The sequence below is a fragment of the Flavobacterium sp. PL02 genome (genome assembly GCF_035013205.1).
Taxonomy (GTDB): Bacteria; Bacteroidota; Bacteroidia; order Flavobacteriales; family Flavobacteriaceae; genus Flavobacterium.
Map to the genome: position 1 here is coordinate 111011 of NZ_JAYGJP010000005.1, position 12081 is coordinate 123091.

The window sequence follows — 12081 nt, forward strand, 5'->3', positions numbered from 1 at the left end:
TCGACTCCGAATAAGGGAAGAACTAATACAACTGAATTTTTCATATAAATATACTATATAAAAAATAAAACCAGTGCCCAAAATTACAAGTTTAAACAGATATTCATTATCTTTACATTGTAATGATTTAATACGCTGAAAGTTAAGTGACCCTATAGGTGACCCTAGCTTAAATAATATATCGAAACACTTGTATTTACTGGGATTAAAATAAAGGCATCGGAACCTCTTTCTCCGCCAGTATTTAAAACCCCAAACGAAAGTTTCGGGTTTTTTGCTTTTATGGCTTTTCTTATTTCTGCTCTTTGTCTTGTCAGACATGATTTATTTGATGCTTTAGAAAGTAAACTACTAGGCTTGATTCCTGTTTGTTGGTATGGATCAGGCAGAAGTTGTTGCATCCATTGTTGGAAATCTTGTAATGGTGTTTTGACTTTTTTGTCCATTTTCTGAGACTATAAAAAATTATTCATAGTAACTATATTTAATGGGTTGGAAAAGAACGATCTTTTCCAACCCATTAGATCTGGTGTTGTATTACCTCTTAGAGATTCTCTTTTGTCACCTCATTTGTTAGTGTAAAAAGTTTTTGGGCTTTCTTACATAGTTACAGTTTTTAGAGTATTACTCTGGAGAAATAAATGGATAGTATTTTTCATCTATAATTGGTTCAATGCCGAAAAAATCATTAAGAACAGATTCGGCTGTACAAAAAGCACCTTCTACCCAAGCCTGATCATTTGAGTACGTTTCACCAACTATAAAAATATCGCAATCTGTTTTTGGAACAAGTTGTGATGGTTTTCTAATTTTTCTTTGCACATCACCTAAATTATAATGTGATTTATAGGCATGGTAACCCGCATTAAAAGGAGGGAGCGACCAGTCCATATACTTAGTTTCTAAAGGTTCTGGTACAGCTGAATAATCTGTCTGTGGTCCAAAATGTAATGCCGCCAATTGTGAGCGAAGCATTTTTACCATTACAGGTGTGGCCTTTCTCGGTCCTTCGAGTGGTTGGCAATCTCTGGATTCAGGAATTTTACGTGTTGCTTTTGGACCGAGTTCTAAAGCTTTCCAGAATGTTGAATACTGGATATCATCATAACTGGCAAGAATACCATATACTTTATCTCCTTTTTCATTTCTGGCATTATCCCCAAAATAAACTACTTGTCGGATAGGCATATCTGTAATACTAGGCCCAATGGTATCTAATTCGGCTACAGTTAAAATTTGACTTTCTTGTTTAAAAGTTAAATGCTCTTGAATTGCATTTTCTACAGCAGCAATAAAACTGGCTTTATCGTTAAACGGAATACCTATAATAGCTGGATTATTTATTTTATTTAGATATTCAGCAGGGAAATTCTCTTTTTTTAATTTAGCTATTCCCTCCAGTGTCAGAAAGTAACTTGTTAGTTTGGCAGGATAAGTTGGACCTCCGTCTGGTGTTTCTCTCCACCATGGAGTCTTGAAAAACATACCTATTTTGTATGAAGGTTCCATGATTACAGATTCTAAATACAACTGAACTTTTTCGTGATTTAATACATCCATACCTTCTGTGTCGGAATATCTAGTTGCTTCAGCTACTAATTCTATGGCAGCTCTTGGCATTGCAAGAAATGCAGCATCACATTTTTTACTTTCTGCAAGTTTATCAGGAGATTCACGTTTTGCTGTTGTAAAATGTATTCCTGACTTGGTATGTAAAATAGAACGCAATCGTGTATTTGGATAATAATTTAGAGTAATCCCTTTTTGTTTTGCTAGTTTTTCGACTTCTTCAAATAAGGAATCAAATAAGCTCGAATATCCTTTTATTAAAGTTTTGTATTCTGTTCCTGGAGTAAACTCGTCATTGACATTAAAGGACTGTGCACTATTGCTGTTTACTACGTTTGAACTATAGCCATTACCATCAGATAAATAGCTGAATCCTTCTTGTCCAAGCATATCATAACCGAGATTCCAGTACCCAATTTCTTTTAGCAAATCGCCTTTTTTGAAGATAGAACTTTCAGGCATTTCAATATTAATTTTTCCATCTTCATAAAATTTGCACCACTCTCTTCGGGTAACTGGTCCGGAATCTTGAGTAATAGCTACAGATTGTATGACAGTAAATCCATCATCTGGTGGAGCATCTTCGCCGTAATTGTTTGCGGCATACGGAGCTGGCTGGTTAGAAGTAACATCTGATATATACATGTTTTTAGAACGCAAAGACATTAGTGGGTCTGCAGATTCATTAAAAGGAATTGAATCTTTCTTTAAATCCAGTTTTTCTATGGCTTTAGTTACTAAACGATGCCCTGGTCCCTTAGGGGTTCCGTCCCAATACAAATATCTCATACCACCCAATTCTAGGTACGAATTATCTTTATTGTCTTTATAGTGCCATGTACAAACACGTGCACCTGGTTCTCTGGTTCCAGGATTTTTTTTAGAAAAATCATATTTCCCCCAGTCATAGAGTTCTAATATATCCCCTTTGACAAGTAATTTTTCGTTTTTTTTGTTTTTGGAAGTTCCGTCAAGTAATCTCCAAGCGGTATAGAGTCCAGCTGCACCAGCTCCAAAAATTGAATATGTTTTTGTACTCATGATTATATGTTTTTAAAATTTTTATTCGATTGTTTTGTGATTGCTTTTATTCATTACCCAATCTTGCCATTTGCTGCGCCAGATCTTTTTGAGGAATTACAATTTCGACTAAGGTTGGGAGGTGGGTTTTCTTTTTGAGATTAAGTAGTACTTCGTTTAGCTCAGTAACTGTTTCGACTCGGTAGCTGTTTGCACCAAATGCTTTGGCTAGTGCCTGATAATCCCATTTTGGAAGAATATCAAATGCATCAAACTTATGAGATGGTCCTGCTTTAAATGCATCTATATTTACATATACTTGCTCTATGGCATATACTCCGTTACTCATTACAAAGAGTATTGAGTTGATATTGTATTTTACAAGAGTCGAAAGTGATTGTGCTACCGTCATAAAACCACCATCGCCAGCTACAGTCCAGGCTTGTTTACCACTCCCAAGTTGCGCACCAGATGCAGCACCGGTTTCAAAACCAATACATTGCCAAGCAGCCGAAGAAATATATGCATTCTTAGATAATCCGTAGATATTAGTTGCCACATACATAGAGGTACTTACACCAAAAGTCATAACAATATCGTCTAGCATTTTGTTCTTTTTTAAGAAAGAAACAGTATGTTCAAAAAAACGGTTAAACGTTATTACTTCGGGTGTTTTATCATATTTAGGATCTGAATTGGATATCCAGGGTTCTGGGAATTTTGGTTGAGCTGGCGCCACAGTTTTTAAAGGATATGTTGCGGCTTTTTTAAAACGTTCTATTAATGCTTCGATAAAGTCTTTTAGGGTTACATTATTATACGTAAAATAACCAACTCTCATTTCTTGAGTGGTTGCCTGAATCATATCCGAAAATTTATTTTCGACCAACCATAAATAATCATCGGTAATGATAGTTCCTAGCGATAGAATACAATCAGAAGCTTCAACCAGTTTGATAACTTCGGGTATTGAAGCTTGATCAGAATATGTTCCTATAAATTTATCTCCTTTCTCATCCAGAACTGTTTTTCCTAGTGAAGTTGTAGTGTACAACATGCCACTTTCTTTAATAAGTTCTTCTAATTGATTTGATAAATCGTGTCGTAAGATTTCTACACCTGCAAGAATAAGAGGAGATTTTGCTTGACTAATTTGACTCCAAGCTTGAGAAACAGCATTGTTAAGTGCTGCTACTTCACTTTTTATTATCAGCGGTGTTAGTTTTTTGTTCGAAGGTTTGGGGCAAGGTTCGCCCCAAACTTCTTTAAAACATGCTATGTACACTGGTCGCTGGTGTGTAAGTGCTGCAATGATTAATTTATCGATTCTTTCGGGAGCATTTACAGAACTGCTCAGAGTCTCGGCTGCAACAGTTACTCTTTCGTAAATTTCCTGATCGGCATTGAGATTACCTGTAGAATGATGATAAAGTACGTTGTACATACTGCCTATTTGCCGGGCATCTGCTCCGGGAGTAGCACTAATTACAATAACTGGGCTACGCTCTACATAAGCTCCGGCAATAGCGTTTAATGCACTATAAGTACTTACTCCATATTGTAAGGAAACTGCGGCTAAACCTCGGGTACGAGCATAAGCATCTGCTGCATAAGAAGCATCCAATTCGTTTGAAGCTCCAATGGTTTTAATGCCTTCAAAGTCTTCTAAGGCCTGCGTAAAGTGTTTTACATAATCGCCTGGGATTTGGAAAACTTCGGTAACATTTAATTGCTTGAGACGCGTGAGCAGATAATCTGCCACTGTAAATTCTTTTGTAGGTTTCATTTTTCTGATATTGTAGATTTGGAGACGTATTTATCTTTGGGTTATAAATACTTCATTTTAAAGTGCCTTTTTTAGTATTTTAAACTTTTATGCGTACCTGTAAACTACCAACGTTATCGGCTAATCCAGCTCCGCCTTTAGCATTTAAATCATCGTCAATACATAAACTTAATAGTCCAGTTTGTCCTGCAGGAGTTGTAACAGGGCCGTTTCCTATCAAGAATGGAGGATTTGTACCAACTTGACCTATAAGCGATCCCATATTTACACCTTGAAGTGGATAGAAGGGTAGATCTATCTTATAGCCTGAATATCCATTTGCGTCATATAAATTACCATTGTTTGTAGCAGGATCAGCAGTCCATAGGCCTGAATCGTAATTTATACTTATTGGTTTCCCCGGTTGTACAGTAATTCCTGTATTTTGCCATGGTAATTTTGCATCGACCTGTACATACGTTTCCACAAGTTGTAAAGTGTTAGCATCAATATGTGAAAACTGTTTTGGATAACCATTAATCTCAAACTGTAAAATAATATTTTGAATGTATTGTAATTGAACAGTTCCGTTACTCAACGTTTCAATATACCAGGTAGTATCCATTGAAACTACTTTCCCAAAAGAAGCCTCAAAATGGATATTATTTATTCCGCCTCCTAATATTTCATTTGAGCTAACATTAATGCTAGAATAGCTAACAACTGTGATGCCTTTGTCGTTCAATGATTTTAATTGGTTCGTTAAATAGGTTGATGGGTCAATAATATTAGGATCTGTAAACGGTAATTGAGTTCTATTTGCGGTTGGGAAAGTCGGATTTCCTGTTCCGGTAACAACTGGACCTCCTACCATTAAAACGGAAACTCCATGAGGTACCGAAATTTGTTTGTTGTACTGAACTTTTGGATCTTGTGCAGGAATTGAAGGGTTTTGAACATTGCCAGGACCATAAGGACCTTCCATTTGTTGTCGTATAAAATGATATAACCAAGTGCCATTTTCGGCATGAATTAAAGTGTTTTCAATTGGCTGGCTTCCAGTTGGCTGAGCATTGTTTGCAATGTATACTCGTTGTTCATAAAACAACACTCCACTTGTTTGTGTAAAATTTCCCGCGCGATTTGGTGCTCCACCTGCTATAGGCGTAAATGTAATTTCTTCAAAATAAGGGAAGTTTTTAGTAATGTATCCATTTGGAGCATCTGTCTGTGGCAAAGGCATAACATTATAGCCCGTTGCAGCATCTCCGGTAGGGCTGTTCCAGGTACCAATAAGATTATTTAAAAGCCCGAGATTAATAGGCCCCACAACTGGTGGCTGATTAGTTGTTGATACAAGTGGCGTTGTAATGTCTGGAATTAACGCTACTGTACTTGCTTGTTGAGCTTGTAGAGCATTTTGAGCTTGATAAGGGCATGTTTTTTGTTCTAAGTCGATTGAATTTTCCATTTTTTTTTATTTTTTTGTTCCCTACTCATATGGCTTTTCAGGTTACGCCTCGTTTATTAAAGTGGTTTCTGAATTCCACTTTTTATTTCTTATTGATATAGTATAACACGCATAACTTTATAGCTACGAGAAAACAGTGAGGCTGATACTTATGAAGTATTAATTAAAAAAACATATTTTGAAAATAAATCCAGTTGGGGTTTATTTTATAATAAAGTTACTAGTACACAGTAGTTTAAAAGAAAAAAATGGTATGAATGCCGAATTTTTATCCATGGGAAACCGAAATAACAGCAGGAGATTACTTTTTAAATTTTAGAACATAAATTTTACTTAGTCTACCTTTAGAATTATTTTTACCGTCTCTGCTTAAAATAGATGATTTCGGATTTTAAAATACTGTATTTGAGTTGTTTATAGTGTATTTAAAATTAGAAGAAATGCTGCACATTCCAATAAGTATAATTACCTGTTTCTTTTTGAAATGTATTTATTGTGTATTAATTTATTATTGAAACCTTAAATGTATATTTAGGATATGCCATTAATGAGAAGTAGAATAGTTTCGAAGTTTTAAATAATAAAATGTAGTTTTAGGTTTAGCAGTGATTGGATAGGGGGAGTTGATTCTTGTATCAGAAATTGCTAAACAATTTTTTATCCCATGATGATTTACGAAGCTGAAAATGGTGCAATCTTCGTTTAAATTATATTTTGTAATCCTTATTTTTTCTAGGATTAAGAGTAAAGACTTTAGAGTTTTTCTCCATAAAAGTTAAACCCCAAAACGAAAGTTTCGGGGTTTTTTATTTTTATGATTTTTCTTGTTTTTATGACTAAGAGCAAAAAAGGATCAGGTGCAAAAGTTGAACTTTACGAAATATATAATTCAATATTATTTTTTGAGTATTTTAAACTTTCTCGATTCTCCATTTTGTTTTACATCGATAACGTATAAACCACTACTCATGTTTAGCTGAATATCAAGATCTTTTAATTCCGAAAAAGTTTTATTGTAAACTGATTTTCCTGTTAAATCATTTATGTTTATTGAAACATTCTCGTTCATTTCTTCTAATTCTAATTTAAAGGTATTTACAAACGGATTTGGATAAAGTTTTATAGTATTAGAATTGAAGTCAGATACGCTTAGAGATGGTGTTGGTAAAGGGAAAAAAGGCATTATTGGTAGAGAAAAAACTAGCTCCTAAATATTCTGGTAAAGTAGCAATCCCAAAAAGCATAGTAGAAAAATCGACACCAATAATTTCATTAGGTACCCAAGTTGTATTGCTTACACTATGTCTCCATAGAATTGGATCGGTTGAATTCGGTAAAAGATACTTGCCTTTGTTGTTATCCCATAAAGCAATTAAATCATTTTTGCTATTTGGGTTTACAGGAATAAATCCCGCAATGATATGTGGAGATACTATCTGATCATGATTATCGTTTATGGCATCTGCGTGATAGGAGGAAGAGATTGCAGAACCTGCACCGCATCCCCATTGATAGGAATTTCCTCCCTGATTATTCCACCATCCTAAATCGGCTTGTTGAGCATTTTTAAAATACACCATATAATCATTAGAAGTCGTAAAATAATTACATAGATAATAATTAAATTGATGTGTAAATGAAGGCATAAAGCGCGTATCATTGTCTGATAAAACAGGAATAGAATTATAATTTACTTTAGGCAATAGGGTTGGTGAAATATAATGATTATTCCATAATGCATTTCCGGGGTCATTAGGAGATTGTGAAGCATTTTTTGCCAACCAAGCTGCAATCATATATTCGTTATAAGGGCCTGCGGAACCAGGAATACCTGTTCCATTTGCATTCATTGATAAATAAATACCGCCTCCAATAGGATCAGAAATGGCAGCTTCAAATACTATAGAATTCCACATTTCTAAGGTATACTTTGTGATTTCATCATTTTTAAAATATTTCATCGCAAACAATGCTCCCGATACTAGAATATCTGTATCGATAGTACTGTATTCCGAACCCCAAGCTTGCTGCCCTGTATCAATATCCATAAAATGTCTGTAATAGCCATTAGATGTTCTATCGGGCGTAAAACCCTGAGTATGTCCAGTTGCAGTTTTAAGCGTAGCCAAAGCCAAATCTTGACCGTTAGTAATCCATCCCATGGCATCGGCAATACATATAGCGACCAATCCCATACCTGTATTTGCAGATGATATTGGGTGGTAATCATTTCCGTTAAATAGTTTTGAATCTCGGTACATTCCGTTAGGAAGTCTCTGAAGTTCAAAAACCTTATAGCTATTTCTAAATAAGATGTCGATAGTAGCGTTGGATTGGGAGTAGGTTGGGGTAAAACAAATTGCTAGAACGAGAATTAGAGTAATTTTTTTCATAGTAATTAAGTTCAGTTAAATTATTGTTTTTTAGATGTTGGGGCAAGTATTTCTAAATAACAAAACGTTTATTTATCAGGATAAAAAATCAAAATTACGTTGCGTTTCATGTGTGTATTTAATTGGTTATCAATGCGTATGAGTAAAATTAGTTTTTTTTGTAATTGATTTCAGAGAAAAATATGAAAATGTTATAGGTGGGTTTGTGTTTTGATTTGAGGGTTGGTTTTGACTTTGTTTTCTGTAGTGTTAAAAAAGGAAGATGATAGCATAGATTTTTAATCTGTGATAATAATGAATAGATGTGAAGAAGGGTTATATGCTTAGAGAATATAACAAAGATTTTTATGAGACTGTAATATTTACAAGAGAGAGAGTTTTTGTCTTAAACAAAGGGTATAAATACCTAGTAGTTTAGATGGTTTAATTGATATTTTTGAGAAATATTGATTTAATATTTATGAAAAAAGGTTTTCCGTAAAATAACACTAGTTATAAAGTTAATATTTGATTTAAGAAATTTATTCATATTTATCAAAAGATATTTCTTGTATTTATAATTTAAAATTATTTTAATATGATAAAGATTCAGATTCCCGTGTTAGAAAATTTATGCTGGAGCAAAACAGGAAGTAAAAATTATGTAAAACAATTATTGATTCCGTCTTATGAGGATAGTTTTAATTTTATTTCGATTCACAGAGGATATTCAATAATTGAAAAAAATGGAGTAAAATATTGCTTAAGTTCAAATAAGAATATTATTCCTGATGAATTTGAATATGTAATTTTTTCAAAACAAAAAGTTACAGAAGAAAGTTTATTGTCAAATGAGGTAACATTAACAAAATGGCTAAAGCATCCAATGTTGCTAAATTTTACTACTGATGAGACAATATATTCATGGAATAATGATTTTAATTTCATTGAAGAAAATCTAAGCGAAAATCAATTAGGATTACGTGAGCCTCAAATTGCAGCGTTATATGCAATTTTAAGTCATTTGAAAATATCAGATGAAATTGGCACCGTTGTGATGCCTACAGGAACAGGAAAAACAGAAACAATGTTGGCTACACTAATTGCTAACAAATGTCAAAAGGTTCTAATAACCGTACCATCTGAAGCTTTGAGAAATCAGATATATAAGAAATTTTATTCTTTAGGATTATTAAAACAATTTGGTGTTGTTGGTGCAAATTCAAAATATCCTAAAGTTGGTATTATTAATGAGAATTTTAGTAGTATAGAAGAAATTAAAGAATTTCTACATGAATGTAATGTTGTTGTGACAACTATGGGGCTATTAACAAGGAATTCAAATCTAATATTGGAAGAATATTCGAGTTTATTTTCGCATTTGTTCATTGATGAAGCTCATCACATTGAGGCTGAATCTTGGAATAGAGTAAGAAAATCATTTTCAAATAATAAAATACTTCAGTTTACAGCAACACCATTTAGGAATGATCGTAAAAGATTAGAGGGCAAAGTTATATTTAATTTTTCTTTGAAAAAAGCACAAGAGCAAGGTTATTTCAAGCCAATAAAGTTCTTGCCTATTAGAGAATATGATTTTAAAAAAGCTGATATATTAATAGCAGAAAAAGCTGTAGAGCAATTACAAGCTGATATTGCAAATGACTTTGATCACATTTTAATGGCAAGATGTGAGACAAAACGGAGAGCAGAAGAAATTTTTGAAATTTATAAAACATATACAGATTTAAATCCCGTTGTTGTATATTCTGGAGTTAATGGAAAAAAAGAAATTATTAATAGGATAATACAAGGCGAACATAAAATTATTGTTGCTGTAAACATGCTTGGAGAGGGCTTTGATTTACCACAACTAAAAATTGCAGCCTTTCATGATATTAGAAAAAGTCTTCCTATTACTTTACAATTTGCTGGACGTTTTACTAGAACTTCAGGTACAAATCTAGGAGATGCTACTTTTATAGCAAACTTAGCTGATGCCACAGTATCAGAAGAATTAAGTGAATTATATGCGCAAGATTCAGATTGGAATTTACTGCTATCAAAATTAAGTTCTGATGAAATTGCTGATGGAATTAATTTTGATGATTTTATAAACGGATTTCAACATATGGCAAATTCAAAAATTCCATTTCAGAATATTCGTTTTGCAATGAGTGCAGTTGTTTTTAAAAATAATTTTGACAGCTCAAATGAAGAATTAGAGATAGAAGACACTTATGATTTAAAGAAGTTTATAAATGGTATACAAAATTATGAAGATTTAGAATATAAGTTTTCGGATTATAATCCTGAATCTAAAACTGTTGTAATAATTACAGCAAATAAAAGCGAATTAGAATGGGTTAATTACAAAGAAGTTTATGGATTAGATTGGAAACTTACTGTTTTGTATTATGATTCAGAAACTAATTTACTTTTTGTGCACAGTTCGGATAAATCAAGTTTATATGAAAAATTAGCAAACTCTGTTTTAGAGGGAAATGCTGTATTAATACATCAATTGAATGTTTTTAGAACATTTTATGATATTAAAAGAGTATCTCTGCAAAATGTAGGTTTAAAAGAATTTTTAAATAGAAAAATAAGATTTACAATGCGTGTTGGTACAGATATAGAAGAAGCTTTGTCAATTTCGGAACAGCAAGGTGGTCAAAAAGCTTTTGTTTTTGGCTCTGGATACGAAGAAGGAAATAAAATAACACTAGGATGTTCATATAAAGGCAGAATATGGAGTTATTTAAAAGGAGATTTAAAAGAGTTTATAAATTGGTGTAGTAAAATAGGTAATAAACTCATTGATGAAAATATTGACCCAAATCAAATTTTAAGAGAAACATTAATACCCGAAATCATAGCTGAAATACCTGATATTCATCCAACTCACATTGATTGGGATGAGCATGTTTATGATTATTCAGAATCAAAAATTTCAATCATTGTTGATAGTTGTGAATTCAATTTAGCTAATTGCTCTTTGAATATTGTTAATCCATCAAATAATAGAGAGATCTTTTTTGAAATTGTGACACCCTTTAGTGCAATTAATTTCCAAAAAGAGTTATTTATAAATTCAAGTAGAGAACCAAATTTTTCTGATTTTAGAATTAAGAAACTGAGTAGGAATAAGGTCATAATTAAAATTGGTACTAGAGAGTATGATATATTAGAATATTTTAAAAATAATATTCCTACTGTATGGTTTGCTGATGGTTCTGCACTACAAGGAAATTATTATATTGTTTTAAAACAATTAATAAATCCATACCCTGCTAGTAACTTAATTGGTTGGAAATGGGATGGAGTTGATTTGTCTAAAGAATCACAACACGTTTATCCTTTAGTTTTGGATTCAATTCAATACAAAGTAATTATGGAATTAAAGAAACTTGATTTTGATATTATTTACGACGATGATTATTCAGGAGAAATTGCAGATATTATCACTGTTAAAGAACACCAGGATCAAATTAATATTCAATTTTATCATTTGAAATTTGCAAAAGATGGTAATGTTAATACCCGTGTCGATAATTTTTATGAAGTTTGTGGTCAAGCACAAAAATCTATTCATTGGAAACATAAAAAAGGAAAAGAATTTTTTGAGCATCTCTTAAGAAGAGAAACTAAAGTTCGCGGTGCAAACGAAAGAAGCCGACTTGAAAAGGGAACAAAACTAGAGTTAGAGCGATTACTTACAATTGCAAAAAACAGCAAGCCTATGAATTTTGAAATTTTTATTGTCCAACCATCTCTATCTAAGAAAAAAACATCAGAAAGTATATTGACTTTATTGGGAGTTACTGAAAATTATTTAAAAGAAGTAGCAGGTATTAATTTGAAAATCATAGTTAGCGAGTAGA

At 32.7% G+C, this 12081-nt stretch carries 7 protein-coding genes; 1 reads left to right on the top strand and 6 read right to left on the bottom strand.

The annotated features are described in order from the left end of the window. Positions 1–164: 164 nt before the first annotated feature. The 6 genes from SHI72_RS15530 to SHI72_RS15555 all read right to left on the bottom strand — a co-directional run bounded on the left by SHI72_RS15530 (position 165) and on the right by SHI72_RS15555 (position 8218). A complete protein-coding gene (locus SHI72_RS15530; RefSeq protein WP_323490589.1) occupies positions 165–446 on the bottom strand; it encodes a hypothetical protein in 282 nt (93 codons plus the stop codon). A gap of 178 nt (positions 447–624) precedes the next feature. After that, positions 625–2610 (bottom strand): FAD-dependent oxidoreductase, encoded by a 1986-nt coding sequence (locus tag SHI72_RS15535; protein WP_323490590.1) that lies wholly within the window; start codon positions 2608–2610, stop codon positions 625–627. Between the two features lie 46 nt (positions 2611–2656). Continuing rightward, complete coding sequence (locus SHI72_RS15540) at positions 2657–4375, bottom strand: alpha-keto acid decarboxylase family protein (RefSeq protein WP_323490591.1); 1719 nt, start codon at positions 4373–4375, stop codon at positions 2657–2659. 79 nt (positions 4376–4454) lie between these two features. Continuing rightward, positions 4455–5825 carry a heme-binding protein gene (locus SHI72_RS15545; RefSeq protein ID WP_323490592.1) on the bottom strand — a complete coding sequence of 457 codons (1371 nt, stop codon included), beginning with the start codon at positions 5823–5825 and terminating at the stop codon, positions 4455–4457. Positions 5826–6720: 895 nt separating this feature from the next. Further along, positions 6721–7008 (bottom strand): T9SS type A sorting domain-containing protein, encoded by a 288-nt coding sequence (locus SHI72_RS15550; RefSeq protein ID WP_323490593.1) that lies wholly within the window; start codon positions 7006–7008, stop codon positions 6721–6723. Further along, entirely contained in the window at positions 6965–8218 is a 1254-nt protein-coding gene (locus SHI72_RS15555) for a hypothetical protein (protein ID WP_323490594.1), read from the bottom strand. The genes SHI72_RS15550 and SHI72_RS15555 overlap by 44 nt, the downstream gene beginning before the upstream one ends. A gap of 577 nt (positions 8219–8795) precedes the next feature. Here SHI72_RS15555 and SHI72_RS15560 point away from each other — a divergent pair. Next, the gene (locus SHI72_RS15560) at positions 8796–12080 is read left to right on the top strand and encodes a DEAD/DEAH box helicase (protein WP_323490595.1); all 3285 of its coding nucleotides are present in this window, start codon (positions 8796–8798) and stop codon (positions 12078–12080) included. The last annotated feature ends 1 nt before the right edge of the window (position 12081 follow it).

Excerpts from the sequence above, each read along its gene's own strand:
- SHI72_RS15530 (WP_323490589.1), bottom strand. The coding sequence starts at position 446 with ATGGACAAAAAAGTCAAAACACCATTACAAGATTTCCAACAATGGATG.
- SHI72_RS15535 (WP_323490590.1), bottom strand. The coding sequence starts at position 2,610 with ATGAGTACAAAAACATATTCAATTTTTGGAGCTGGTGCAGCTGGACTC.
- SHI72_RS15540 (WP_323490591.1), bottom strand. The coding sequence starts at position 4,375 with ATGAAACCTACAAAAGAATTTACAGTGGCAGATTATCTGCTCACGCGT.
- SHI72_RS15545 (WP_323490592.1), bottom strand. The coding sequence starts at position 5,825 with ATGGAAAATTCAATCGACTTAGAACAAAAAACATGCCCTTATCAAGCT.
- SHI72_RS15550 (WP_323490593.1), bottom strand. The coding sequence starts at position 7,008 with ATGCCTTTTTTCCCTTTACCAACACCATCTCTAAGCGTATCTGACTTC.
- SHI72_RS15555 (WP_323490594.1), bottom strand. The coding sequence starts at position 8,218 with ATGAAAAAAATTACTCTAATTCTCGTTCTAGCAATTTGTTTTACCCCA.
- SHI72_RS15560 (WP_323490595.1), top strand. The coding sequence starts at position 8,796 with ATGATAAAGATTCAGATTCCCGTGTTAGAAAATTTATGCTGGAGCAAA.